The organism is Klebsiella quasipneumoniae subsp. quasipneumoniae (assembly GCF_020525925.1).
GTDB classification, from domain to species: Bacteria; Pseudomonadota; Gammaproteobacteria; order Enterobacterales; family Enterobacteriaceae; genus Klebsiella; species Klebsiella quasipneumoniae.
Map to the genome: position 1 here is coordinate 3,141,756 of NZ_CP084876.1, position 24,576 is coordinate 3,166,331.

The following is a 24,576-nucleotide window of genomic DNA, read 5'->3' on the forward strand; positions in this document are numbered from 1 at the left end:
TTTTAGCTTGATTTAAACAGGGGACAAAGTCGCTATCGTAACCCCCCTCGTTAGTTACCTTGAGAATGATATGTCTTCTGTGATCTCCTCCACCGGCCGCAGCCCCGCGCTGCTGATTGCCGGTATCCTGCTCATCGCCACCACCCTGCGCGTGGTCTTTACCGGCGCGGCGCCGCTGCTGGACGCGATTCGTAGCGACTATGGCCTGACCACCGCGCAGACCGGGCTGCTCACCACCCTGCCGCTGCTGGCCTTTGGCCTTGTCTCGCCGCTGGCGGCTGGGGTTGCCCGCCGGTTCGGCATGGAGCGCAGCCTGCTGCTGGCGATGCTGCTGATCTGCGCCGGCATTGCCCTGCGCTCCCTGCCCTCCGCTGCATGGCTGTTTATCGGCACGGCGGTGATCGGCTGCGGCATTGCGCTGGGTAACGTGCTGCTGCCCGGGCTGATTAAACGGGATTTCTCGCAGCATGTCGCCCGGATGACCGGCGCCTATTCCCTGACGATGGGCGGCGCGGCGGCGCTTGGCTCGGCGCTGGTGGTCCCCGTGGCGATGGCCGGATTCGGCTGGCGCGGGGCGCTGCTGCTGCTGATGATCTTCCCGCTGCTGGCGCTCGTCAGCTGGCTGCCGAAGTCCCGGCGTCAAGCGGAGGCGCCGCTGACCGGCTCAGGCGCCATGCATAACCGGGGGATCTGGCGGTCGGCGCTGGCCTGGCAGGTGACGCTGTTCCTCGGCATCAACTCGCTGGTCTATTACGTGATTATCGGCTGGCTGCCGTCGATTCTGCAGAGTATGGGCTATAGCGAAGCGCAGGCCGGCTCGCTGCATGGCCTGCTGCAGCTGGCGACCGCCGCGCCCGGCCTGGCGATACCGCTGATCCTGCATCGGCTGCGCGACCAGCGCGGGATCGCGGTGCTGGTCGCCCTGATGTGCGCCATCAGCGCCGCCGGGCTGTGGCTGCTGCCAGGGCTGGCCATCGGCTGGACGCTGCTGTTCGGCTTTGGCTCCGGGGCCACGATGATCCTCGGCCTGACGTTTATCGGCCTGCGCGCCAGCTCGGCGCACCAGGCCGCGGCGCTGTCGGGGATGGCGCAGAGCGTCGGCTATCTGCTGGCCGCCTGCGGACCGCCGCTGATGGGCAGGATCCACGATGCCAATGGCGACTGGCATATTCCGCTGCTGGCGGTGGCGCTGATTTCGCTGGTGATGGCGGTCTGCGGCGCCCTCGCCGGGCGCGACCGGGAGATTCATCCCTGAAAATGACCGGCAGCGCCCGCTGCCGGTAGGGTTATTGTGCCGCGGCGCGCAGCAACGCCTGCACCAGCGGCGCAGGACGCCCGTCCAGCGCGTGGCGTTCATGTTGAAACAAGGTGGCGACAAAAAACGGGTGCGTCACCAGCTCGACGGCGCGGATCTCGCCCTCTTCATCCCAGCCGGTGACGCGCAGATCGCCCTGCTCCAGCTCCGCGGCAAACGCGCTGTCCACCCCGTAGCGGCAGTGGTAGCCCTCTTCAATGCTTTCCCGACCATAGGCGCGGGCAATCAGCGTATTCGCCCGCAGCTCGACGACGGCAGAAGTCTCCACCAGCGAGCAGCTGAGGGGAGCGATCACCATCCGCCCTTCGCTGTCGGTTTCCGCATGACCCGCGTCCTGCCAGCCGAGCACGTTACGGGCGTATTCAATCACCGCATGCTGAAAGCCGCCGCAGGTGCCGAGGAAAGGAATGCTGTTTTCACGGGCATAGCGGATAGCGGCAAACGCGCCTTCCGGGTGACGATACGGGCTGCCGGGAACGACCCAGACGGCATCGTACTCCGCCAGCGCGTCGCCGGAGGCGATCGACGGGGTGGCGAGCCAGTCATATTTCACCGGCTGCTCCAGCACGGCGGCAGCATCGTCTATCGCCAGGGGAATGGCCTGATGGGCAACAATATCGGGGTGATAATCGCCGACGAGGGCGAGGCGTAAAGGGGTTTTCATAGCAGGTTCCTTATGTCTGGACGAGACGAGCAGCACAAGGCACGTCAGGATAGCGATCCCCTCCGCGGAACACAATCCTTATTTTCACCCCACCGCCGTGGCCGGCGGGTGAGGTATACTGGAGCAAGCGCAAAAGGGAGAAAGGATGAAAAGTAAGCTTTTGGTCAGCGCCTGCCTGATGGGATTCCAGGTGCGATATAACGGTAGCGAGAAAGCGCAGCTGGCGGCGACGCTGTCCCGCTGGCAGCAGGCGGATCGTCTGGTGATCCACTGCCCGGAGCTGGCGGCCGGTCTGCCGACGCCCCGCCTGCCGGCGGAGATCCTCGGCGGCGCCGGCGGCGATGTGCTTGCCGGACGGGCGCGGATCGTGGAAAGCGACGGCCGCGACGTCACGGGACATTATCAGCTGGCCGCCTGGCTGGCGCTCAGCGCCGCCCGGGAAGCGGGATGTCAGGCGGCATTACTCACCGACGGCAGCCCCACCTGCGGCAGTCAGTTTATCTATGACGGTTCCTTTCTCGGGCGGCGCAAAGCGGGCGCCGGCGTGGCCGCCGACCTGCTGCGCGCTCACGGCATCACGGTATTTTCCGACGGGCAGATCCCGCAGTTGCTCGCCTGGATGGCACAGAGGGAGCAGGATGATGATTCAATGTAAACGGGTGTACGATCCACAGGAAAGCAGCGACGGCTACCGGGTGCTGGTCGACCGTCTCTGGCCGCGGGGGATTAAAAAAGAGGCGCTGGCCTGTGATGAGTGGTGTAAAGAGTTAACGCCGTCCGCTGAGCTGCGGAAAGCCTTTCACGGCGAGGCGATCGATTTCGACCACTTCAGCCAGCGCTATCGTCAGGAGCTCGACGCACATCGCGAAACGGGCCTGCGGCTGGCGGCGCTGGCGCAGCGCCAGCCGCTGACGCTGCTGTACGCCGCGAAGAACACCGAGCAGAATCATGCCCGGGTGCTGGCCGCCTGGCTGGCGGCCCTGCCGGTTACGATTTAGCCGGATGGTCCCGGCGCCATAGCGCCCACTCATCGAGGGTTTCGCCGCTGGGCAGCTTGCACTGGGTGCTGACGCCCTGCGGCGTTTGCACCGGCACCCGGGTGCCGCCGGATTGCTGGCAGTAGACCGACGCGGGATTGGCCATGCCGATGGTTTTCGTCGGCGCGGTGGGCTGCGGCTGGGCGCAGCCGGCCAGCGCCAGGGGCAAAATAGCCAGTAACTTTTTCATCTTTTCTCCCTTTCTTCAATTCCCGGGGATTTTAGCCTGAATCTCCACGTTTTCTCCATCTTGCCTGCACTTTTCCCCCGTAGATTAACCCTTGTTCTCGAACTGACCAGAGAACAGATCATTCCATAATCAATGAGTTTTTCCCCGTCGCCCCCGACGGGGCTTTTTTTCCCGCCGTGTCGACAAGTATTCCCCAGACAGATGTGATAAATTTAAAAATATCACTGTTTACTCGACGCTGATGTCCGTTTGCAGCCCAATATGCTGGGGTGACGTTTGGCGTGCTGGAGCTGTATTATTCATGTCAGATTTTATTCTTGCCCGGGTGTCGCAAACCCTCGCTACGGAACAGTCCCTGGAAACCTTAGTGCGCCAGCTGCTGGAGATGCTGGAGGCGGTGACGCGAATGGAGTCCACCTACCTTACCCGCATCGATATCAACGCCCAGCGGCAGCAGATCATGTTCGCCCACAACAGCAGCGAAATGCAGATCCCGGAAGGATTTTCCGTCCCCTGGGATGAATCTCTGTGCAAACGCGCCCTTGAGGATCAGTGTACGTTTAGCAATGACGTCGCCCGTCGCTGGCACTCCTGCATCGCCGCCCAGGAGCTGGGGATCGCCACCTTTTTAAGCATTCCTGTGCGCCTGGCCGACGGCTCTCTGTTCGGCACCCTCTGCGCCACCAGCCGGCAACAACAGCCTTATAACCTTGAAGGTGAACAGGTCATGGGCCTGTTCGCGAAGCTCATTTCCCACTACGTGGAAAAAGACACCCTGGTGCAACAGCTGCAGGCGGCAAACGTCGCGCTGGAGCTGCACTCGTCGACCGATGAGCTCACCCAGCTCCCTAATCGCCGCGCGCTGTTTAAGCAGCTGGCGCTACGCTTTGCCTCCGCCCGCGCTCAGCAGCAACAGGTCGCGCTCATTTTTATCGATCTCGACGGTTTCAAAGCCATTAACGATCGATTCGGCCATCCGTGCGGCGACAGCTTTCTGGTGCAGGTCGGCGAACGACTCACCGCCGTCGCGCGCCGTGAAGATATCGTTGGCCGCCTTGGCGGCGATGAGTTTTTGATCGTCGGTAGCGCCCAGCCGCCCGCGGCGCAGCAGGCGTATGTCACCACCCTGCGCCAGGCCCTGTGCGGCGTCTACTTCCTCGGCGAACAGCGTATCAACTATGAGGGCGCCAGCTTCGGGGTGGTCATCTGCGATCCGCAGAGTATCGATGTTGAAGCGGCCTTACGCGCTGCCGATGAGGCGATGTATCAGGATAAAAAGTCTCGTCGGCAGGAGAATTTTATTCATATTGACTAAAGTCACGCGATATCCAGTATCATGCTGGGCATCATTCGTGGGTACAGGGACACTATCATGAAATTAGGTATTCTTTTCCCGGTGGCGATCTTTATCATCGCCGTCGTCTTTCTCGGCTGGTTTTTTGTCGGCGGCTATGCGGCGCCGGGCGGGGCATAATGAAAAAAAGCACCATTATTATGCTGGTTGTCGCCATCGTGGCGGTGGCCGGCGCCCAGTTCGGCTGGTGGTGATCGCCGCGGCGATATTGCGGAGTTGTCCTATCCCATCAATAAGTTAACGCTTTACACTCACGTTATCCGCCGCGGCATTCTCGGCCCCGGGGAAAGAAAAATAGCGGGAGAAGTAAGGATGAAAAAACCGATCGTGTTACCGTTGATTATTGCGCTGTGCACGCTGTTATCGGGATGCATTGTTGACGATGGCTATCACCACCATCGCCATCACCACCATCATCACTATCATGACGATGATTAATGCTTCACGCTGTTGATGAGCCGATAAAACAGGGCGAACGTTGGTTCGCCCATTGACGCTTAATCCTGACGCTCGTCGCCAAGGAAAATAAAGCCGAGCGGAATAGCGAAGAGCGCGGTAAAGACGATGCTGTAAACCGTCACCATCGCCCCCTGCAGGAAGAACATGGACGTCGTCCACTCCGAGTACGGCATATTGTACTCGCTCACCACGCCGCCAAAGGTCGCCCGTCCCACCACCGCCAGCGCGATAGCAAACACCGCCGCGAGCGACAGACAGTATTTTTTGCAGTTTTTATTGCTGAGGAGTTTTTGCAGAATCATCCGGGCTTCCTTTTTGCTGAGCGATAAACGGCTGTATATGTAACACCAATGCAATAAAAAATGAAGGGTTTTTGTTACAGGGCAGAATAAGAGGCGGCGGGCCGGTCTGTGGGTAACCGGCCCGTGGGGATCAGGACTGCAGGGTAGCCAGGCGCGCGGCGAACCCAACGAAAACCAGGCCAATCAGGCTGTTGCCAAGTTTGGCCAGCTTCTTGCGGGTTTTGACGTAGCGGGTGACAAACGAGCCGGAGAGGATCAAAAAGCTCATATAGCAGAAGCTTATCACCTCGAGGGTCAGCGCCAGAATAAAGAACGCCACCTCGGGTGCTTTGGCGTTGACGTCGATAAACTGCACGAAAAACGACACATAAAACAGAATCGCTTTCGGGTTGGTCAGGCTCAGTGTCAGGGAGCGCTTGAGGATTGCGCTCGCCGGCTCTGCGCTGGCGTCGGCCTGGCCGTCACGCTGGGTCAGCACCGCATAGAGCATTTTGCCCCCCAGCCACAGCAGGTAAATCGCTCCGAGGTAACGGACGACGTTAAACAGCACCGGCGTGGTCTTAATCAGCGTCGCCACGCCGGCAAAGGCCAGAAACATCAGCACCGCGTCGCCAATAAAGACGCCCGCCGCCGCCAGATAGCCTTTCTTCACGCCGTGGGCAATGCCCGTCTTCAGCACAAAAAACGTATTAGGGCCAGGGACGAGGATGATAAACACCGCCCCGACCAGGTAGGTCAAATAATTCAGAACACCAAACTCAGCGAACACTCTGCACTCCTTCGCGCACGACTAAAACATGATCCGGCTCACGTTACCCCAACTGTCGGGATTTTGAAAGCGCAGCCTGTGCGGGAAGGTTAATAGACGGAGGGTTCACCCAGCGGGCGGGTTTTAAAACGGCGATGCACCCACAGATACTGCTCGGGGGCGCGCAGGATCTCGCGCTCAATCACCTTGTTGATATAGCCGGCGGCGATCTGCTTATCCTCACCCGGATAGTCATTCATCACTTCGCTAATGTGCAGGCTGTAGCCCTGGCGATCCAGCTTGCGCACCATGCTGATGCTCAGCATTTTCGCCCCCGATAAACGGGAAAGCACATAGGTGCCGTTGGTGGTAGCCGCCTGCGGGACGGAGAAAAACGGCGCAAACACGCTGCCCTTGGGGCCGTAATCCTGGTCCGGAGCAAACCAGACCGCTTCGCCTGATTTTAAGGCATGTACCAGGCCGGTCAGGTTGTTGCGATCGATCATCGCTTTGTTCGAGCGCAGGCGACCGCGGGTTTGCACCCACTCCATCAGCGGACTGTTGTGCGGACGATAGGTGGCCATCATTGGACGACACAGCCCCATGGCGCGCCCGCCCAGCTCCAGCGACATAAAGTGTATGCCGACGACCATCACCCCTTTCCCGCCGCTAAGCGCATGATTAAGGTTGGCAAAGCCCTCGACATCAAACCATTTTTTAACCCGCTCATCGCTCCAGAACCAGGCCATGCCGGTTTCGATCAGTCCCATTCCCAGCGACATAAAGTTTTGATCGATGAGGGTCTCGCGCGCCGCCGGCGACATCTCCGGGAAGCAGAGTTCAATATTGCGCCGGGCGATATGTTCGCGGCGTTTGAGAAAGCGTCGGGAAAGACGACCCGCGCTGGTGCCGATAAAATGCAGCAGCGGATAAGGCAGTTGCACGATCAACCAGAGAATGCCGAGCCCGAACCAGGTCAGCCAGTTGCGCGGGTGTAAAAGTTGTTTATGAAATACGCAGGCCATGATTTTTCCTGTAAACATTAATTATGTGGTAACGCTTAAGGAAAACAGAGTCCATTTATCATCATTAGGCGGTACGTACAGCAAGTTCGACAATACTAATCCGGCGAAATTCCTTCCGGCAAGTAAAAAACTGCGTGCTGACAAAAAAACATAATTGCGGCACAAATGTTACTAAATGTAAACTTAAATCTTGCGGCCCTTTTAATATATTCATCATGTATATCATTTTCACGCTAATCATCCGCGTTACTAGCAGAAAAAACCGAATTCTTCATCGGGAGCGCCCTGCCTGCGGGGAGATGTCGTCCGCTAAGCCGCGCGGCCAGCGGCGTGGCGCATCGCGTCGCATCGTCATTTGTGGGCGTGATAATTAAAGCGCGCGCGCCGTGGAATGCATCCTGTTTAATCTATCAGCATAAGGAAGATTAAATTCGCCTTAAGACAATAATTAAGAATAGGCTTATTTAAGCCTGCTTTAAAAATACTCGTCTTTTCCTGCGGAGGCATTTTAATGGCGCCCTCGCCGGCTGCTAAAAAAATATTTCTTTACGCCTCGCGCATAAAAACAGGCGGGGGTGAATGACGGACAATGATCCGCCGCCGGTTTGCACTCGCGTCGGGTGATTGAGAGAACAACGCGGCCAGGGCGCGAACCACGCCCTGGCCGTAGAGGATCAATAGGTGTGGAAGTATTGCTGGATCAGCTGCGGATTTTTCGTCTGCGTCAGCGCCGTCATCAGCAGAATACGCGCTTTAGCCGGGTTGAGGGAATCGGCCACCAGCCCTGGCTGGCTGTCGTCCGGGGGCACCACGCCGCTGCCGGTGCGGGAGGCACGCACCACCACGATACCCGCCTGCTGCGCTTTTTTAATACCAGCAGCGCTACGTACCGATACAGAACCCGCCCCCGTGCCGGCGTAAATAATACCGTCGGCATGATGGGCGATCGCCGCATCGTACATATACTCCGGGTCGTCCTGGTAACCATAGATGATCACCACTTTCGGCAGGGCCTTCAGCTGACGCACATCGAAGACCGAGCGCAGGGTGTGAATTTTATCCACCCGCGTTTCAAACTGGGGTTTTCCCCCCACCACGACGCCAAGATAACCTTCCTCCGGCGCCCGGAAAGTATCCAGCGAGGTGGCATTGGTTTTGGTGACGAAGCGCGCCGCGCCGATGCGGTCGTTAAGCACCACCATGACCCCGCGCCCGCGGGCATCCGGGTCGGCGGCGACGGTGACGGCTTCCAGCAGGTTCATCGGCCCGTCGGCGCTGATCGCCGTCGCCGGACGCATTGCGGCGGTAAAGACCACCGGTTTATTGCTTTTCACCGTCAGATTGAGGAAATAAGGGGTTTCATCGAGGGTGTCGGTGCCATGAGTGATCACCACGCCATCGACATCATCCCGGGCTAATAACGCATTCACCCGCTTCGAGAGCTGCAGAATAATATCGCTGGTCATATTCTCACTGCCGATATTCGCCACCTGCTCACCTTCGACGTGGGCGATTTTACTTATTTCCGGCACGGCGTTAATCAGCGTCTGCACGCCAATCGCCCCGGCCTTATAGCCCGTCGTCTGGGTATTGCTGGCCGCCGAGCCGGCAATCGTCCCGCCGGTGGCTAAAATGACAATATGCGGTAAGCGCGTCTCGCTAAACGCCAGGCTGCTCATCGTCAGTAACGCAATGGCAAGTAATGCTCTAAAATTCATACAAGTCACTCCCTTCATAGACATTAATCAAACTTACGCTTGCTTAATGCAAAGGGCTTGCCAGAATTGATATCTTTTACGGGGGGTAAATGGTTAACTATCAGACAATAATAAGGTTCTCGCATCAACATCGCCCAAATCTGGTGCATGACTGGATCTGAACCGGGCAGGCGCCATGAACCCATACATTATGAGTTTTTACCCTTTCAGCAACACACAACACGCATTGGGATCAGATTATCGACACTTCCGTCACCCCCGAGGTCATTTATGCCCGCCGGGTGACGCGAACGGAGAACAGAAATGCGTATTGCCCTGAAGTCGGCCCTGATGCTGACCACCAACGTCATTCAGATCATCAACCCTGATCTACACCGGCATATGCAACGAACGGCCTTAATCGCCCTGACGCTGGCGCAAAGGCTGGGCTTGCCTGCCGAGCGGCAGCAGACCATTTTTTGCGCCGCGCTGCTGCACGATATCGGCGTACTGGGTGATAGACGCACCATTCATTCGCTGGATGCCATCGATAATATCCACGATCCGCATCAGCGCCAGGGGGCGGCGATGCTCGAGGGGTTAGCAACCTTCCGGCCCATCGTCCCCTTTATTCGCGACCACCACTTTAGCCCGGAGCACCGCGGCAGCCGCGAACAGCATATTGTCTATTTCGCCGATGCCTTTGAACGGCTGCTCCCGGCGGATAGCCGCGTGACCGCCTGGCCCACGCGGGCAGTGGTGGAGCAGTTCGTCACCCTGCACCGGGAGATCGATCCGTTACTCTGCGATACCCTGTGCGAGGTCGCTGAAAATGCGAACTTCTGGCAGCACCTGCATCCCGGGCATATTCAACGGCTGCTGGAAATTATTGCCCCCATCAACACGCTGTATCTGGATATTGACGGTCTGAAAGATGTCTGCCTGCTGATTGCCAAAATTGTCGACACCTACAGCAGCTTTACCGCCAGCCACAGTATTATGGTGGGGGAAATCGCCCGCCAGCTTGCCCACTGGATGCAGCTGCCGGAGCCCATCTGCCAGCAAATACAGGTTGCCGGCTATCTGCACGACATTGGTAAGGTTTATATCCCTCTTTCTATTCTGGAAAAAGAGGGGGAGCTGGATGACGACGAGCTGAGCCAGGTACGCGAGCACAGCTACATGACCGGGGATCTCCTTAGCGACTACAGCGAGCTTGGCGACATTATCAACTGGGCCTCGAATCATCATGAAAAACTGGACGGCAGCGGCTACCCTCTGCATCTCGAAAAGGATCACCTGACCCTCGCCGACCGCATTATCTCCATCGCCGATATTTTCACCGCCCTGACCGAAGATCGCCCTTATCGTAAAGGGATGGCCTGGCAGGAGGCCTTACAGATTATGGAAACGGATGTTATAAATGGCGCTCTGGATCGCGATGTCTTTCTCGTTTTGCGCCACCATGCGGAAACGCTACACGCCATCATTCTTCAGACCCTCGAACACCCCCGCAGCGAGCACCGTCCCTGAAGCGGACCGCCGTCGTGACGGGGACGGGTTCTATAATTAAAACAGCTTCATCTGCATGCAAGGAAACACAGGGTGAGAATCGCCACCATCACCAACTGGGCCTACGGGATCACCGTCGGCCTGACGCTGGCCTCCGGGAGCGCCATGCTCATGGCCTCCAGCGCAGACCGCGTCGAACGCCAGGCGGTACAGCAGCGCCAGGTCTTTGATACCCTCTCCGACGAGGTGGAAAACGACGCCTGGGCGCTGTCTGACCTCGCCCGGCTATACGTGGTTAAGCCCTCTCCGGAGACGCTGGAGCAGTACCAGCAGCTGCAGCGGACCGACAAAAGCATTGAGCTGCGGCTGGCCAGATTGAAAGATAACGGCGCCAGCCGCGAGGAGCTGGCGCTGCTCCACGATGGCCTGCAGATTGCCGCTGAACTGCAGGATGAACAACTGGCCGCCCTGACGCATGTCGCCCACGGCGATGCGCCAGCGGCCATCGCCGTGCTGTACGGCAATGCATACGAGACCGAGCTGGAACGCATGCAGACGCAGATCGATCGCTTCCGCCAGATGCTCGAAAATCGCGCCGCCGTCGCCATTGACCAGGCCACCGAACGCTCGCGGATCTGGCGCACCCTGTCGGAAATCATGGTCGGCCTGACCGCGCTGATGTTTTTGTTCGTCCTCGGCTTTATTCTCAAGCGGCGGGTGCTCTACCCGGTGGTTCGCCTGAGCGACGTGGTGCAGCGTCTCGCCTCCCAGGACTATGCGGTGGAGACGCCGCAGTTCACTCAGGTGGATGAGATTGGCGATATGGCCCAAGCCATCCGCATTTTTCGCGAGAACGGCCTGGCCCGCCAGCAGCTGGAGCAGCAGCGCGACGCTGACTGGGCGATCCGCGAACTGCTGGCGCGCATGACCCAGCGTCTGCAGGGCTGTGAAACCATTGAGGATGTGATTAAGGTGGCGGAACTGTTTGCGCCGAATATCGCCCCGACGATCCCCGGGAAACTGTATATTCTCGATACCGACCCCTGGCAGATGCGCTGCGTGGCGCAGTGGCTGGCGCCCGCCGGGGAGACGACGCCCTTTTCACCCGACGACTGTTGGGCGATACGTCGGGGACTCAGCCATCCGCCGGTGCAGGGCGAACCCGATATCACCTGCTATCATCTGCCGGAGGCGCACGCCGGCCAGTCGCTCTGCGTACCGCTCATCGCCCAGGGCGAAGCCATCGGGCTGCTGACCTTTCAGAACGTTACCGCCAGTGACGCTCCTTCCCGGGCCTACCTTGAGCTGATGGCGGAAGCGTTGGGCCTGGCGCTGGCCAATCAGCGCTTACGCAGCGCCCTGCTGGAAAAAGCGCTGTTCGATTCCCTGACCGGCCTGCGTAATCGCCATCATCTGGACGAAGCGCTGCATTCACAGATGGCGCTGGCGGTCCATACCCGCACCCCGCTGAGCTGTCTGATGATCGACATCGATCATTTTAAAGCCATCAATGACCGCTACGGCCACGAGGCCGGCGATCTGGTGATTAAGAGCGTCGCCACCATCGTGCAGCGCGCGGTGCGCGATATCGGCACGGCTTTCCGCTACGGCGGTGAGGAGTTTCTGGTGCTGCTTCCCGGCCTTGACGAAGCCGGGGCGCACCAGTGCGCCAGCGAGATCTATACCCAGGTGCATGCGATGACGCTGCGCGATGGTCTGACCGAGATAGGCCAGGTGGATGTGTCGATTGGCATCGCCAGCTACCCGCAGCATACCCAAAGCGACAGCCTGCTGCGCGCGGCGGACGCCGCGCTGTACCGGGCGAAAGAGCTGGGCCGCTCAAGGATTGTCAGCTTTGGCCGCCTGAAGACCAGCTAACCGGGTGATTGCTCGGTCGCATTGAGCAGCGAGATAACTTTCCGCACCACCGCCGAACGGATATGGCGGTGGTAAACCATGCTCAGCTCACTCTCCGCCAGCCGGTCCTGAAGATCGATATACACCACGTTATCGAGGCGTAAGGCCCGCGCCGAGACCGGAACCAGGGCCACCCCGACCCCGGCGGAGACCAGGCTAATCATCGAGGTGACGTCGTTAATCCGCTGCGCCACCTGCGGCGTAAAGCCCGCGACGCGGCAGGCGTCAATAAACACCTGCTCCAGCCCGGTGCCCTGCGGATCGTCAAGCGAGATCCAGTTATCCGCGCGCAATGAGGCCAGATTGAGCGCCCCCACGCCCGCCAGCGGATGCTGTTGATAGAGCGCCAGGCAGAGCTTTTCCCGCACAAACGGCCTGACCACCAGCGCCTCCGGCGGCGAGGCCAGCGGCGCGCGGATGATGGCGATATCCAGGCGCAGATCCAGCAGCGCTTCGTAGAGCATTTGCACATCGCCATGCACCAGCGACAGCTCAATCCCCGGCCAGTCGGCGCGCAGCTCGCGCAGCAGCCCCGGCAGTTTACTGTCGTACATCGCGCTGGAGACATACCCCAGATGCAGCCTTCCCTGCTCGCCCCGCGCGGTGCGCTGGGCGTCCAGTGCCGCCTGGTCGACCATCTCCAGCGCCAGCCGCGTCTTCTGCCAAAAGGCCTCGCCCGCGGCGGTCAGGGTCAGACGGCGGTTGGCGCGGGAGAAGAGTACAACCCCCAGACGCTGCTCGAGCTGTTTAATCTGCTGGCTGAGGGCGGGCTGGGCGATATGTAACCGCTCCGCCGCCCGGTGCATATGTAACTCTTCGGCAACGACCACAAAATGGCGTAACGCTCGCAAGGACATGCCGGACTCCATAGGTTTTATTGATAACAAAAATCTTATCAATAACGCATGAATGATGCAATTGATAACCATTAGCCTGCGAAGCATACTGTGCGCATCGACACGCTAAGGAGAACATCATGACCGCACCGATTCAGGATCTGCGCGACGCCATCGCGCTGCTGCAACAGCATGACAATCAATACCTCGAAACCAATCATCCGGTGGACCCTAACGCCGAGCTGGCCGGCGTCTATCGTCATATCGGCGCCGGCGGCACCGTGAAGCGCCCCACCCGCATTGGCCCGGCGATGATGTTTAACAATATTAAAGGCTATCCGCATTCACGCATTCTGGTGGGCATGCACGCCAGCCGCCAGCGGGCGGCGCTGCTGCTGGGCTGCGAAGCTTCGCAGCTGGCGCTGGAGGTGGGTAAAGCGGTGAAAACACCGGTTGCGCCGGTGGTGGTTCCGGCCGGCAGCGCCCCCTGTCAGGAGCAGGTTTTTCTGGCCGACGATCCGGACTTTGATTTGCGCACCCTGCTCCCGGCGCCCACCAACACCCCGATCGACGCCGGCCCCTTCTTCTGCCTGGGCCTGGCGCTGGCCAGCGATCCTGACGACGCCTCGCTCACCGACGTCACCATCCACCGCTTGTGCGTGCAGGGCCGGGATGAGCTGTCGATGTTTCTTGCCGCCGGCCGCCATATCGAAGTGTTTCGCCAGAAAGCCGAGGCTGCCGGCAAACCGCTGCCGATAACCATCAATATGGGTCTCGATCCGGCCATCTATATTGGCGCCTGCTTCGAAGCCCCTACCACGCCGTTTGGCTATAACGAACTGGGCGTCGCCGGCGCGCTGCGTCAGCGCCCGGTGGAGCTGGTGCAGGGCGTCAGCGTCCCGGAGAAAGCCATCGCCCGCGCCGAGATCGTCATTGAAGGCGAACTGCTGCCCGGCGTGCGCGTCAGAGAAGATCAACACACCAACAGCGGCCACGCGATGCCGGAATTTCCCGGCTACTGCGGCGGCGCCAACCCGTCGTTGCCGGTGATCAAAGTCAAAGCGGTAACCATGCGGCACAATGCCATCCTGCAGACGCTGGTGGGACCGGGGGAAGAACATACCACCCTCGCCGGGCTGCCGACCGAAGCCAGTATCTGGAATGCCGTCGAGGCCGCCATCCCGGGCTTTTTACAAAACGTCTACGCCCACACCGCGGGCGGCGGTAAATTTCTGGGGATCCTGCAGGTGAAAAAACGTCAGCCTGCCGACGAAGGACGTCAGGGACAGGCTGCGCTGCTGGCGCTGGCGACCTATTCCGAACTGAAAAACATCATTCTGGTTGATGAGGATGTCGATATCTTTGACAGCGACGATATCCTGTGGGCGATGACCACCCGCATGCAGGGGGATGTCAGCATCACCACCCTCCCCGGTATCCGCGGTCACCAGCTCGATCCTTCCCAGACGCCGGAATACAGTCCGTCGATCCGCGGGGAAGGTATCAGCTGCAAAACGATTTTTGACTGTACGGTTCCCTGGGCGCTGAAAGCGCACTTTGAGCGTGCGCCGTTTGCCGATGTCGACCCGCGTCCGTTTGCCCCGGAGTATTTTGCCCGTCTGGAAAACGGCCACGGTCAGTAAGTCAGTCAAGCGGGGCGACAGGCGCCGGACACGCGGCGTCTGTCGTCCGATGCAGCGCCATCCGGAGCGGATGGCGAAGGCGGGTTAGTTGATCGCCGCGGCGAGGTCTTTTTTCACCTGCTCACGCTGCTCAGCGGTCAGCACCTGGCTGACGTCGAAGTAGTATTTCACGCGATAATAGCGCACCTGCTGATCCAGTTGGCTAAAGGCAGCCAGCTGCTGTTTGACTTTGGCTTCATCCCATTTCCCGGAGTGAATCACGTCGGCCAGGGCGCCGTCCTGATAGCCGCTGATTTTAATCTGGCTCACACTGTTCTCGAAGCCCTGACGCAGCGCCTGGATTTTGGCGACCTGATCCTCACTCAGCTTCAGGTGCTGGACGACCGGGTCCTGCGAGACAGACGGCACGTCAGCCGAGGTCGACGCCTGGCTGGCGGCGGTGAAGCAGGTGGTCAGCGCAATGGCGATCAGGGTGTTACGCAAGCGTGTATTCACAATGAGTTATCCTTCAGGCAAGTAAAAGAGACTGGATTATCATCGCGGGAATAAAAACTATCTGTAACAAAGCATTCGTTTAAAACTGGATAAGAAAAGAATGGCAGGTAACCGAAACCTGGCCCCGGCGGGCGCTCAGCAGCAAAGAAAGATATATTCATCCTTCCAGTAACGGCCCTGACCAATGATATCCCCGGCCGCAGTGATGAGCCGTTTTTGCTTTTCGGTTTCGATCCCCTCCACAATCACATGCCCGGTCAGGGTATGAATAGCCTGTAACAGCCCGGGCAATGCGGGATCGTTTTCTTTGTCCCAGAAATAGTCTTTATCCACTTTGACGCAATCAAAGCGAAATCGCTCCAGCAGCCGGAACGTCGTTCGTCCGCGACCAAAGTCATCCAGCCAGACCGGGCAAAGCGTCGCCAGCGTGCTCAGCGCCGTCAGTTCACGGCCAGCGATAAATTCATGAAAATTCTCATTTATTTCCAGAGCAATGTTTTTACAGGAGCGCAGAAAATCACAGAGATAGCGGTCGGTCAGAATAAAATGGCTTAATAAATCATCAATATTCAGAGAGATCGGCTTATTATCGACCTGGGAAAAATCAAATACGGAAAGCAACTCGATTTGTCGGGTAAATAGTGCAAGCTTATCGCTTTCGGTGAGCGTGGAGAAAGAAAACGTGGGCGCTGAGGTGTTATTTTGTGCGGGTGCTATAATGTCTTTAGTGAGCAATTCCCACGAGTGGTAGCCGCCACCATCGCTAATAGCGGGCTCCAGAACGAAGCGATAAGAGGTATTTTTCACGTTTTCTTTAACCATTTAAAAAATACCAGAAATAAGAAAGGGTTAAAGCATGTCATATATTTCCCGCTAACAAAAATAGTTTAAAATGATCGATAAGAAACATTCGATAGCTAAAAGCTATCAAGATATAATTTATTGATCGGTAAAGTGAATTAATATAAATTTGCCCCCGCTGTCAGACCCGCGTAAATCACAATTAAAATATCGTTTCAAACCAGCCAGTTACAAGATAACCCCGCCGCCAGGCATGGCGACTTCATGCTTTTCCCTGCAGGATAAAAAGCATGGTGTAATAAAAACGAAAAAAACAAGCCGCCAGTTTTTGTCATATTGTTATGCCGAAGATGAATAACGCATCACCCGGCACGCCCCGCCGGCCATGCCTTCTGCGGGCGATAAATCAGGCAGCCGGGTCAACGAAACGTCATATTTTCCCGCTACCTTACTGGCAGAAAAGGCGAAGCGGGAAAAGGGAAGTGAAAAGAATATACGTGGTTCCGCTGGCGCTGATGCTGATCATGCTCAGCGCCAGCGCGTGGTGGGAGCCGGCTCCGCGGCATGCCGCCAGAGGGCTGTGCGTCTGGTTTGATGGCGCAATGGTCGACTGCCTGCAGAGGCAGCGGCTGGGCGAAGCGAGGCCCGCTCACGCGCTGGTCAGACGATAAACCGGTACCCGCCGGGTGGTATTGAACAGATTGTCGCTGACCTCCACCTCCTCAGTGACAATAGCCATCCCGGACCGGCGCAGCTGGGCAATGTCCGCCGCCACCCGCTGGCTGCCGAACCAGAACAGGGCATCAAGCGCGGTAACCGGCAGGCCGGCGATTAATGCCTGGCGGAGTCGATCCCGGGCAGGTTTAATCTCCCGGGCGATCTGCTGGTACGGTGCCGCCGTCAGGCCCGTCGCTTCGACGCGACGAATGCGGTTTGTCAGGTGGTAATGAAAGCTCTCCGGTACAGCCTGTAAATCCTGCTTCAAACTGTAGACGCAGCCGTAACGTTTGCCGTTGAAAACGGCGGCTTTACGGCTGAGCTGCAGCGTCTCGCGGACGTCGGCGATCAGCTGCGGCGCGCGCACCAGCAGCAGGCGAAAAGGCAGCTCGAAGCTGGTGACATAGTCGACGTTCAGTAACGCAATGCGCAGGCGCTCCTCTGCCCCGGCCTGCAGCTGACGGCACTCCTGATAGACTTCGCGCCACTGCTCCCGCAGCCGCGACGTTTCACCGGCTTCGGTAAACTGGTATTTTTCAATATCGTAATCAACTCTCCCGGCCACCGCGCATTCCTTCCTGAATCAGTCCCGGCGTTATACTATCATCCTCCGGCGCTGTACCCTACGCCGAGCGCCGTCGCCGCTGTCGGTTATTTACGATAAAGATAACGGGTGATGACCACATCAAGAACAAACAGCAGGAAAATAACGCTGCTTAACCACAATAAGCCTGCGAATAAATCAAGTAATTGCATCGTTGTTCCCTCGCCGTTGGCCATAAAATATAAAGCCCCATCACCATAAAGTAGTTAAGAACTACCTTAACAGCCACAGAATAAAAATTATTTAGCGATATGAAATCCCGAGCCCTTGCAGGTTCATTTTACTGACATCAAATTGTCATCAAACAATGTCTATCATCAGCCGACGCCACAGGATTGTTCCTGCCGTCATGGTATCGCCGGCAAACGCGCGACCGCACGGTTTAACAACACGGAATAATATCGCCCTACCCCACTCTTACTGTCATTGCATAATCTTATATCAGGCCCCATTGCCATTCTGCTGAATAATCCGGAAAGCGCGATAAGTCATAAACGCCCTGCTGATTGGTTGACCATGGAGAAATACGATGCCCAGCGAAAAAGCCCGCAGCCTTGACCATTTCTATGAATTACTGGCGACAGGACAACATCAGAAAATTGAACTCGATTTCGACGTCGCCGCGGACGATTTTTTTAAAATCGCCACCGAGTTTGGCGACATTGGCGCGAGGATCACCCGGCTGAATGAGCGATTTATTATTAAGATCAAGTCGCCGAAAGCCTAAGCCCCTGCCCGCCCTCTCTGCCGGGCGTCAGGCCAGCGGTCGTCGCCCGTCCCTTTTTCTTAACGAGTGCCGGTCTGCCGTTCGGCAAAATAGTGCGCCGGCGTCGTCCCCATCGTTTTTTTAAACAGGGTAATGAAAGCATTCACCGACTCATACCCCAGCTTAGCCGCCACGTTTTGTACCGAAACGCCGCTGGCCAGCTCCTGCAGGGCAATAATCAGATGCAGCTGCTGGCGCCAGCGTCCGAAGGTGAGGCCGGTCTCCCGCTGCATCAGGCGCGCCAGGGAGCGTTCACTCAGCGCCAGACGTTTCGCCCACACCGGCAGGGTACTGCGATCGTCTGGATGACTCACCAGCCTGTCGGCCATGGCGCGTATTTTGGGGTGCGCTGAGACGGGCAGATTCAGGCGCTGCGCCGGCATGGTCGCCAGCTCGTCAAGGGTCACCCGGGTCAGTCTCCCGGCATGGCTATCCGCCGCGTAGTCCGCCCCTTCGCGGGTGAGCCGCCCCACCAGCTCATGGATCAGGGAAGAGAGCGCCAGCGCGCAGCAGCTGTCGGGCAGCGCCGCCGCCCCGGGTTCAATAAACAGGTAGTTGAGGCGCGCGTTCCAGGTGGCGGTCACACTGTGGGCAATACCGCCCGGGATCCATACCGCGCAGCGAGGCGGCACGATCCACAGGTTATTTTCCGCCCGACAACGCACCGCGCCATACAGCACGATAATCAGTTGTCCTTTGCGATGGCTATGCACCGGCACTTCGGCTTCATACTCGACAAAATCAAGATGGCGCGCGACGGCCGGGCAGGAAGACGCGTCCGGATCGTACAGCGTATTGGCAAAAGGTGATGGCATACGGTTGGCAAGATTCAGGTATTTTTTGACAGAATAGAGTATTTCTCCGCAAGCGCAAGCCGGCAATAATCGGCGGCATGAACATCATCCTCTTTCGTCAGGCCCGCTGGCTGCGGGCCGCAGGCGCCGTCGCGCGCCGTTTCATGCCGCAAACACCCTCAGCCGCGCTGCGCAGCGATGGCCAGGCGGTGATCTATGCCGCGAAGAGTTTCGCCGCGGCGATGCTGGCTTACTATCTTGCGCTCTCCATCGGTCTGCAGCGGCCTTCCTGGGCCATCATCACCGTCTATATCGTCTCGCAGACCTCGGCGGGCGCCTCGTTGAGCCGTAGCGTCTATCGGCTGGTCGGGACCGTCGTCGGCGCGGCGGCCACCGTGATCATCGTGCCCACCTTCGTTAACCAGCCGATCCTGTGCAGCGTCATGCTGGCCCTGTGGATCGCGGGTAGCCTCTGCCTGTCCCTGCTTGAACGCACGCCGCGCGGGTACGCCTTCCTGCTGGCGGGTTACACCGCGAGCCTGATTGGCTTTCCCGCCGTCTCCGCGCCCGGGACGATCTTTGACCTCGCCGTCACCCGGGTGGAAGAGATCGCCATCGGTATCTTATGCGCCGGCCTGATCCATCGCTTCGTGCTGCCGGTGCGCATCGCCGGGCGGTTTAACAGCACGCTGGCACAGACGCTGGCAACCGCCCGCCAGCGGATCGCCGATACGCTGGCAGGCAAGCCGGTGGCGGCGGAAACGCTGCGGCTGGCGCTGAGCCTGCAGTTTCTCCAGGGCATCAACCACCACCTGCCCTGGGATGACGGCCTGTCTGTCCCTCACCGCCAGGCGAGAAGAGCGATCCACGACCGGCTGGCGCGACTGTTGATCGTCAATGGCGAATTATATGACCGTTTACAGCGGAGCGGGCCGCCACCTGACGACCTGCAGGCGCTGCTGGCGGAGGCAGAGGCCTGGCTAACAGGCCCGCAAGCCGCCAGGTCGGCGCCCTCGGCAGACGGACTTCTCTCCCGCTGCGAGCGGCTCATCGCCCGGTACGCTGCTGACGCGCAGACCATGGACGAGGCGCTGCGGCTCAGCCTGGCGCGCCATCTGGCGGAAGCCATCCGCCTCCTGCAGGAGAGCGAGCGGCTGGCGAAGGCGGTTTATCGCCGGCGGTCGCCTGCCCTGCCCCCCGACGCCGGCGCGGCGAAGGGTTATGTTTTCCATCGCGATCCGCTCAGCGCCCTGCGGACTTCCTTCGGCGCCTTCGTCATCATCCTTAGCGGCTGCCTGATCTGGATAGGATCCGCCTGGCCCGATGGCGGCACCGCGGTCTCGATCCTCGGGGTCTGCTGTAGCCTGTTCGCCAGCTTCGACGCGCCGGCGGCGCATCTGGTGAAATACCTGATCGGCTGCGTGTGGGGCGTGCTGTTCAGCCTGCTCTACAGCTTCGTCCTGCTGCCGCAGGTGAACGAATTTGCGCTGCTGGCGGCGGTGCTCGCCCCGGTCTATCTGCTGGCCGGCTCGCTGCAGGCGCGGCCAGCCACCACCTTTATGGCGATGGGCATCACCCTGACGCTGCCGATATTGTGCGAGCTGGGGGCCAGCTACCGCGGCGACTTCGCGACGGCGATCAATACCGCGCTCGCGCTGTTTATCGCCGTCGGTTATGCGGCGTTTGGTATGCGCCTGCTGCAAACCGTGCAGGCGGAAACCGCTATCCGTCGTCTGCTGACGCTGTGCCAGCGCGATATCCGCCGTGCCGCTCGCGGCCGGCTGGCGCACAATGCCCACCGCTGGACCAACCTGATGATCGACCGTACCGCATTACTGCTGCCCCGCCTGCCGCAGAGCGGACCGGCAGCCGGTCAGTTGCTTGACACGATGCTGCGCGATATTCGTACCGGTCTCGCCGTGATCCATCTGCGCCGTCGCTATCAGCAGGCGGACAGTGCGTCGGCGGACGCAGTGCAAGCGCTCCTGGATGCGCTGAACCCGCAGCCGGACATGACGGCCCTGGAGCAACCGGTCAATGCGCTGCTGGCCCAGGCTTTACCGGCGACCGATGCCGCCTCGCGCGAACGCGCGGAAGCGCTCATCGCGCTGTATTGCGCCTTACACCTGCCTGAGGAGAGCCAGAACCATGCGTGACCTCGCGCTGGGCGGGGTATTTTTCCCCGGCCTGCTGATTGTCGGCCTTATCGCCCTGCTCGCTACACTGTTGCTGCAACCGCTTATCTTCTCCGCCCGCGGCCCGGGTCGCCTGCCGTGCCGGCCGCTGTGGGGACTGTCCCTTTTTATCGCGCTTTTCTTCCTGCTCCTGCAGGGCGTTCACACGCTGGGGTTATCCGTATGACACTGTATCTGACACTTCTGGGCCGCTATGCCCTGACCTTAGGCGCCGCCGCCGCCGCCGCGCTACTGGCTTTCATTTTCTGGAAACAGGAGGCGCAGACGCCCTGGACCCGCGATGGCCGGATGCGGGCCGACGTGGTGCAGATCGCCCCCAATGTCTCGGGGCCGGTGGCCAGCGTGGCGGTGAAAGACAACCAGTGGGTCAATCGGGGAGAGGTACTCTATACCATCGATCCGCGCTGGCTGAAGCTGGCGGTCAGCAGCGCTCAGGCGGAGGTGGAAGCCCGACGCCAGGAGATGGCGATGCGCCAGGATGCCGCCAGACGTCGGGCGCAGATCCAGGGCGTCATCTCCAGCGAAGATCTGAAACAGACCAACAGCGCGGCCAGCGTCGCGGCCGCTAACTACCAGGGCGCGCTGGCGGCACTGGCGCTGGCGCAGCTGAATGTAGCGCATGCCACCGTGCGGGCGCCGGTATCCGGCTACGTGACCCATCTCCGGCTGCGCCCCGGCGACTATGCCACCGCCGGGGTGACGACAGTCGCCATTATCGATGGTCAGAGCTTCTGGGTGGTGGGGTATTTTGAAGAGACCCGTCTGCGCCACATCCACATTGGCGATACCGCGCACATCACGCTGATGGGCTACGACCCTGTTATTACCGGCCATGTGGAGAGCATCGGGCACGGGATCGGCGATACCAATGATGAAACCGGCGCCCTGGGCCTGCCGCAGGTCGAGCCAACGTTCAGTTGGGTGCGGCTGGCGCAGCGTGTGCCGGTGCGTATCCATATCGATACCCTGCCCGCAGGGGTGGAGCGGGTCGCCGGTCTGTCCGCGACCATTTCGGTCATCCCTGACCGGACGGCGCGGCACGCCGGTCAATCATCAATAGCCGACTTGCTGTCCTCTCAGTGATAGCCTTCGCTGCCGGACACTTTGCCGCGAAAGACGTAATAGCTCCAGGCGGTATACATCAGGATCACCGGGATGATCAGCAGCGCCCCCGGCAGCATAAATACCTGACTGGAGGGCGGCGCGGCGGCATCCCACAGGGAGATGTGCGGCGGAATAATGTTCGGCCAGACGCTGATCCCCAGCCCGCTGAAGCCGAGGAATATCAGGCCCAGCGTCAGGATAAAGGGACGAGCGTGGCTGGCGGGGCGCGCGCTCAGGCGCCAGATCCACAGGCTCAGGGTCAGCACCAGGATCGGCACCGGCACGAACCAGAAGAAATTGGGCAGCGTAAACCAGCGTTCCGCCACGTAGCGCCAGCCCAACGGCGTCCAGACGCTGACCACCGCGATCACCACCATCAGCGCCAGCAGCACCTTGCGGGTCAGCTCGCGCATCCGCTGCTGCAGCGCGCCTTCGCTTTTCATGATGAGCCAGGTGGTGCCCAACAGCAGATAGGCCACCACCAGCCCCAGACCGCAGAACAGGTTAAAGGGGGTAAGCCAGTCCAGCGTCGAGCCGGCAAAGCGGCGGTCGGCTACCGCAAAGCCGTTGATAAAGGCGCCGACGACAATCCCCTGGCTGAAGGTCGCCAGCAGCGAGCCGCCGGCGAAGGCATAGTCCCAGAAGGTGCGATGCGAGGGAACCGCTTTAAAACGAAACTCAAACGCCACGCCGCGGAAAATCAGGCCGATGAGCATCGCCGTCAGCGGGATAACCAGCGCATCGGTGATCACCGCGTAAGCCAGCGGAAACGCGCCGAACAGCCCTGCCCCGCCGAGCACCAGCCAGGTTTCGTTACCATCCCAGACGGGCGCCACGCTGTTAACCATTACATCGCGCTCTTCGGCGTCATGCACCACGCTGAACAGCATCCCGATGCCTAGATCGAAACCATCCATCACGATATACATCAACGTGGCGAAGACAATGATGACAAACCAAATCACCGAGATATCGATGCTCATGATGCGTTCTCCTCATCCCGCACCGGCTCTGCCGCCGAGAGCGGACGCGCCGGGGTGCCTGCGGTTTGCGAGGTCAGCTCCGTCACCGGCTGCGGCCCTTTTTTGATAAGCCGGAAGATATAGTAATACCCCACGCCAAACACCGCGCAGTAGACCACGATAAACACCAGCAGGCTGATAGCCATCTGCAGCGTACTGTGCAACGACACCGCGTCCCGGGTGCGCAGCAAACCGTAGATCACCCACGGCTGACGGCCCATCTCGGTGGTCACCCACCCGGCGACCAGCGCAATAAGACCTGCGGGCCCCATACAGAGCGCAAACCACTGGAAGGGACGCGAATGGTACAGCCGCCGCCGATAGCGCAGCCAGGCGCTGCAGATCCCTAAGGCGATCATCAACACGCCCATCCCAACCATGATACGGAACGACCAGAACACGGCGGGCGAATAGGGCCGGTCCTCTTTCGGGAAATCTTTCAGGGCCGGCACCTGCTTATGCAGGCTGTGGGTGAGGATCAGGCTGCCCAGCGCCGGGATCTCCAGGCCATAGCGGGTCCGCTCCTCTTCCATATCCGGCAGGCCAAACAGCAGCAGCGGGGTGGCCTCGCCCGGCCGGTTTTCCCAGTGTCCTTCAATCGCCGCAATCTTCGCCGGCTGATGCTCAAGGGTGTTAAGGCCATGCATATCCCCCACCACCGCCTGGATGGGCGCCACCAGCAGCGCCATCCACATCGCCATCGACAGCATTTTGCGGATGGCCGGCGAGTCGTTGCCGCGCAGCAGATGCCAGGCGGCGGAGGCCCCGACGAACATGGCGCTGCTGAGGAACGCGGCGATCGCCATATGGAACAAGCGATACGGGAATGAGGGGTTAAAGATAATCGCCAGCCAGTCCTGCGGGATAAGGTGGCCATTTTCGAGGGTAAAACCCTGCGGCGTCTGCATCCAGCTATTGGAGGCGAGGATCCAGAAGGTGGAGACCAGGGTGCCAAGGGCTACCATGCAGGTGGTAAAAAAATGCAGCGCCGGCGGCACCTTGCTCCAGCCGAACAGCATCACGCCGAGGAATCCCGCTTCGAGGAAGAAGGCGGTCAGGACTTCATACAGCAGCAGCGGGCCGGTAATACTGCCGGCAAACTGGGAGAATCCGCTCCAGTTGGTGCCGAACTGATAGGACATGACTAATCCGGAAACCACGCCCATGCCAAAATTGACGGCGAAAATTTTCAGCCAGAAGTTGTAGAGCGAGCGCCAGACGTTATCCCGGGTTCGCAGCCACATCCCTTCCAGCACCACAAGGTAGCTGGCAAGGCCGATGGTGATGGCCGGAAACAGAATATGGAAGGAAACGGTAAAGGCAAATTGCAGTCGGGCCAGATGAAACGCGTCAAATTCAAACATAATCCGCACCCATCA

Annotated in this window: 28 protein-coding genes; 14 read left to right on the top strand and 14 right to left on the bottom strand. The window is 59.6% G+C overall.

What is annotated here, in order from left to right; translation table 11 throughout:
- The first annotated feature begins 79 nt into the window (after positions 1 to 79).
- Positions 80 to 1,255 carry a CynX/NimT family MFS transporter gene (locus tag LGM20_RS15300; protein ID WP_162823503.1) on the top strand — a complete coding sequence of 392 codons (1,176 nt, stop codon included), beginning with the start codon at positions 80 to 82 and terminating at the stop codon, positions 1,253 to 1,255.
- Between the two features lie 31 nt (positions 1,256 to 1,286).
- Here the strand turns inward: LGM20_RS15300 and LGM20_RS15305 are convergent, their stop codons facing one another.
- Positions 1,287 to 1,979: a CTP synthase C-terminal region-related (seleno)protein gene (locus LGM20_RS15305; RefSeq protein ID WP_032452478.1), complete on the bottom strand. Its 693-nt coding sequence runs from the start codon at positions 1,977 to 1,979 to the stop codon at positions 1,287 to 1,289.
- Positions 1,980 to 2,124: 145 nt separating this feature from the next.
- Between LGM20_RS15305 and LGM20_RS15310 the strand changes: the two genes are divergently transcribed.
- Both LGM20_RS15310 and LGM20_RS15315 read left to right on the top strand, forming a co-directional pair.
- On the top strand, positions 2,125 to 2,634 hold the full coding sequence (locus tag LGM20_RS15310) for a 2-thiouracil desulfurase family protein (RefSeq protein WP_044522261.1): 510 nt from the start codon (positions 2,125 to 2,127) through the stop codon (positions 2,632 to 2,634).
- Positions 2,621 to 2,977, top strand: coding sequence for a DUF488 domain-containing protein (locus LGM20_RS15315; protein WP_023289246.1), 357 nt, complete (start codon positions 2,621 to 2,623; stop codon positions 2,975 to 2,977). Before LGM20_RS15310 ends, LGM20_RS15315 begins: the two co-directional genes overlap by 14 nt.
- Here LGM20_RS15315 and LGM20_RS15320 read toward each other — a convergent pair.
- Positions 2,967 to 3,206, bottom strand: coding sequence for a putative hemolysin (locus LGM20_RS15320; RefSeq protein WP_023289245.1), 240 nt, complete (start codon positions 3,204 to 3,206; stop codon positions 2,967 to 2,969). The two genes, LGM20_RS15315 and LGM20_RS15320, sit on opposite strands and share 11 nt — an antisense overlap.
- A 301-nt stretch (positions 3,207 to 3,507) precedes the next feature.
- On the opposite strand from LGM20_RS15320, the gene LGM20_RS15325 reads away from it, so the two are divergent.
- The 4 genes from LGM20_RS15325 (at position 3,508) to LGM20_RS15340 (ending at position 4,998) form a co-directional block, all read left to right on the top strand.
- Entirely contained in the window at positions 3,508 to 4,521 is a 1,014-nt protein-coding gene (locus LGM20_RS15325) for a sensor domain-containing diguanylate cyclase (protein WP_017898645.1), read from the top strand.
- A gap of 57 nt (positions 4,522 to 4,578) precedes the next feature.
- Complete coding sequence (locus LGM20_RS15330) at positions 4,579 to 4,680, top strand: YoaK family small membrane protein (protein ID WP_004150782.1); 102 nt, start codon at positions 4,579 to 4,581, stop codon at positions 4,678 to 4,680.
- 20 nt (positions 4,681 to 4,700) lie between these two features.
- A complete protein-coding gene (locus tag LGM20_RS26640; RefSeq protein WP_349817323.1) occupies positions 4,701 to 4,754 on the top strand; it encodes a hypothetical protein in 54 nt (17 codons plus the stop codon).
- 118 nt (positions 4,755 to 4,872) lie between these two features.
- On the top strand, positions 4,873 to 4,998 hold the full coding sequence (locus tag LGM20_RS15340) for a hypothetical protein (protein WP_004203733.1): 126 nt from the start codon (positions 4,873 to 4,875) through the stop codon (positions 4,996 to 4,998).
- Between the two features lie 59 nt (positions 4,999 to 5,057).
- On the opposite strand, the gene LGM20_RS15345 is transcribed toward LGM20_RS15340, so the two are convergent.
- The 4 genes from LGM20_RS15345 to fraE form a co-directional block, all read right to left on the bottom strand.
- Entirely contained in the window at positions 5,058 to 5,321 is a 264-nt protein-coding gene (locus LGM20_RS15345) for a DUF2534 family protein (RefSeq protein ID WP_004203731.1), read from the bottom strand.
- 130 nt (positions 5,322 to 5,451) lie between these two features.
- Positions 5,452 to 6,090, bottom strand: a complete 639-nt coding sequence (gene leuE / locus LGM20_RS15350; protein WP_044522258.1) for a leucine efflux protein LeuE — start codon at positions 6,088 to 6,090, stop codon at positions 5,452 to 5,454.
- Positions 6,091 to 6,179: 89 nt separating this feature from the next.
- On the bottom strand, positions 6,180 to 7,094 hold the full coding sequence (gene lpxP / locus LGM20_RS15355) for a kdo(2)-lipid IV(A) palmitoleoyltransferase (RefSeq protein WP_044522256.1): 915 nt from the start codon (positions 7,092 to 7,094) through the stop codon (positions 6,180 to 6,182).
- A 674-nt stretch (positions 7,095 to 7,768) separates the two neighbouring features.
- Positions 7,769 to 8,812, bottom strand: coding sequence for a fructose-asparagine asparaginase (gene fraE, locus LGM20_RS15360; RefSeq protein WP_044522254.1), 1,044 nt, complete (start codon positions 8,810 to 8,812; stop codon positions 7,769 to 7,771).
- 303 nt (positions 8,813 to 9,115) lie between these two features.
- On the opposite strand from fraE, the gene LGM20_RS15365 reads away from it, so the two are divergent.
- Together LGM20_RS15365 and LGM20_RS15370 are read left to right on the top strand one after the other, a co-directional pair.
- Positions 9,116 to 10,324, top strand: coding sequence for an HD domain-containing phosphohydrolase (locus LGM20_RS15365; protein WP_044522251.1), 1,209 nt, complete (start codon positions 9,116 to 9,118; stop codon positions 10,322 to 10,324).
- A gap of 72 nt (positions 10,325 to 10,396) precedes the next feature.
- On the top strand, positions 10,397 to 12,181 hold the full coding sequence (locus LGM20_RS15370; protein WP_044522250.1) for a sensor domain-containing diguanylate cyclase: 1,785 nt from the start codon (positions 10,397 to 10,399) through the stop codon (positions 12,179 to 12,181).
- On the opposite strand, the gene LGM20_RS15375 is transcribed toward LGM20_RS15370, so the two are convergent.
- Complete coding sequence (locus LGM20_RS15375) at positions 12,178 to 13,077, bottom strand: LysR substrate-binding domain-containing protein (RefSeq protein WP_023289227.1); 900 nt, start codon at positions 13,075 to 13,077, stop codon at positions 12,178 to 12,180. The two genes, LGM20_RS15370 and LGM20_RS15375, sit on opposite strands and share 4 nt — an antisense overlap.
- A gap of 119 nt (positions 13,078 to 13,196) precedes the next feature.
- Here LGM20_RS15375 and LGM20_RS15380 point away from each other — a divergent pair, with 119 nt between their 5' ends.
- Entirely contained in the window at positions 13,197 to 14,699 is a 1,503-nt protein-coding gene (locus LGM20_RS15380; protein ID WP_023289226.1) for a UbiD family decarboxylase, read from the top strand.
- A gap of 84 nt (positions 14,700 to 14,783) precedes the next feature.
- On the opposite strand, the gene LGM20_RS15385 is transcribed toward LGM20_RS15380, so the two are convergent.
- The 4 genes from LGM20_RS15385 to LGM20_RS15400 form a co-directional block, all read right to left on the bottom strand.
- Positions 14,784 to 15,194, bottom strand: coding sequence for a Spy/CpxP family protein refolding chaperone (locus LGM20_RS15385; protein WP_023289225.1), 411 nt, complete (start codon positions 15,192 to 15,194; stop codon positions 14,784 to 14,786).
- Between the two features lie 135 nt (positions 15,195 to 15,329).
- Complete coding sequence (locus tag LGM20_RS15390) at positions 15,330 to 16,016, bottom strand: KPN_01159 family EAL domain c-di-GMP phosphodiesterase (RefSeq protein WP_044522247.1); 687 nt, start codon at positions 16,014 to 16,016, stop codon at positions 15,330 to 15,332.
- 427 nt (positions 16,017 to 16,443) lie between these two features.
- Positions 16,444 to 16,599 carry a hypothetical protein gene (locus tag LGM20_RS15395; protein WP_044522340.1) on the bottom strand — a complete coding sequence of 52 codons (156 nt, stop codon included), beginning with the start codon at positions 16,597 to 16,599 and terminating at the stop codon, positions 16,444 to 16,446.
- Positions 16,600 to 16,644: 45 nt separating this feature from the next.
- A complete protein-coding gene (locus tag LGM20_RS15400; protein ID WP_023289223.1) occupies positions 16,645 to 17,277 on the bottom strand; it encodes an ECs1377 family protein in 633 nt (210 codons plus the stop codon).
- A 568-nt stretch (positions 17,278 to 17,845) separates the two neighbouring features.
- Here LGM20_RS15400 and LGM20_RS15405 point away from each other — a divergent pair.
- Positions 17,846 to 18,043, top strand: coding sequence for a hypothetical protein (locus LGM20_RS15405; RefSeq protein ID WP_023289222.1), 198 nt, complete (start codon positions 17,846 to 17,848; stop codon positions 18,041 to 18,043).
- A gap of 59 nt (positions 18,044 to 18,102) precedes the next feature.
- Here the strand turns inward: LGM20_RS15405 and LGM20_RS15410 are convergent, their stop codons facing one another.
- Entirely contained in the window at positions 18,103 to 18,897 is a 795-nt protein-coding gene (locus LGM20_RS15410) for an AraC family transcriptional regulator (protein ID WP_044522244.1), read from the bottom strand.
- A gap of 77 nt (positions 18,898 to 18,974) precedes the next feature.
- Here LGM20_RS15410 and LGM20_RS15415 point away from each other — a divergent pair, with 77 nt between their 5' ends.
- From LGM20_RS15415 to LGM20_RS15425, 3 genes are read left to right on the top strand one after another with little or no spacing between them, the layout of a single operon-like run.
- On the top strand, positions 18,975 to 21,032 hold the full coding sequence (locus LGM20_RS15415; RefSeq protein WP_044522242.1) for an FUSC family protein: 2,058 nt from the start codon (positions 18,975 to 18,977) through the stop codon (positions 21,030 to 21,032).
- Positions 21,025 to 21,237, top strand: coding sequence for a DUF1656 domain-containing protein (locus tag LGM20_RS15420; protein WP_023289219.1), 213 nt, complete (start codon positions 21,025 to 21,027; stop codon positions 21,235 to 21,237). Before LGM20_RS15415 ends, LGM20_RS15420 begins: the two co-directional genes overlap by 8 nt.
- Complete coding sequence (locus tag LGM20_RS15425; protein WP_044522240.1) at positions 21,234 to 22,154, top strand: efflux RND transporter periplasmic adaptor subunit; 921 nt, start codon at positions 21,234 to 21,236, stop codon at positions 22,152 to 22,154. Before LGM20_RS15420 ends, LGM20_RS15425 begins: the two co-directional genes overlap by 4 nt.
- On the opposite strand, the gene cydB is transcribed toward LGM20_RS15425, so the two are convergent.
- Complete coding sequence (gene cydB / locus LGM20_RS15430) at positions 22,148 to 23,158, bottom strand: cytochrome d ubiquinol oxidase subunit II (RefSeq protein WP_023289217.1); 1,011 nt, start codon at positions 23,156 to 23,158, stop codon at positions 22,148 to 22,150. The two genes, LGM20_RS15425 and cydB, sit on opposite strands and share 7 nt — an antisense overlap.
- Entirely contained in the window at positions 23,155 to 24,561 is a 1,407-nt protein-coding gene (locus LGM20_RS15435; protein WP_023289216.1) for a cytochrome ubiquinol oxidase subunit I, read from the bottom strand. The genes cydB and LGM20_RS15435 overlap by 4 nt, the downstream gene beginning before the upstream one ends.
- Between the last annotated feature and the right edge of the window lie 15 nt (positions 24,562 to 24,576).